This is a genomic window from Caballeronia choica (assembly GCF_001544535.1).
In the GTDB taxonomy this organism is placed as follows: domain Bacteria; phylum Pseudomonadota; class Gammaproteobacteria; order Burkholderiales; family Burkholderiaceae; genus Caballeronia; species Caballeronia choica.
Genome location: NZ_FCON02000636.1, coordinates 1 through 536, shown reverse-complemented (window position 1 = coordinate 536; position 536 = coordinate 1). Strand labels below are relative to the sequence as shown.

The 536-nt window shown below is 59.3% G+C and carries 1 protein-coding gene; it reads right to left on the bottom strand.

Features of this window, described 5'->3' with window-relative positions; translation table 11 throughout:
* A partial coding sequence (locus AWB68_RS46090) for a transposase (RefSeq protein WP_143282105.1) occupies window positions 1–486 on the bottom strand: 486 nt, incomplete at its 3' end.
* Window positions 487–536: the final 50 nt, after the last annotated feature.

Genomic DNA, 536 nt, shown 5'->3' with positions numbered 1-536 from the left:
CTGGATTTCGTCGACGCCCAAAGCGCGGATTGTTCCGAGCTCGCGATGGGTCAGTCCCCACTCGACTACCCATTCCACCGCATTAAAGACTTTCTCCCAACTGGTCCGGAAGCTTCGTGCGGTCTCTTTCCAAGACAGCTTGCGAGCCCACTGCGCCAGGAACAGCATGTAGGCGCGGGTGAGCGTGTGCTTGCCGTTGGCCCAAGGCAGCGCTTCGACCTTCACGCCGCAGTCACGACAGTCAACGCGGCGCATGGTATAGAGGAGGAACACGGCAAAGCCCCAGACCGGAATAAACTCGAAGCTACGCTGCGCGAGCGTATCGTAGCCGCGGCCGGGTCGGTTGCAGCATGAGCAGATCGGCTTGGAACCTTTGCGCGGCCGTACCTCGATTTCGATAGACTGGGTTGGCTCGCACAGTCGCGCCCCTTCATAAACGAAACCGGGAAAATGATGACAGGCGTTGAGCAGGCGGGTCAGCAACATGGTCAGTAGGAGCAGCGGCAAAGGCAAATCCGATATTGTCGCCCCGGATT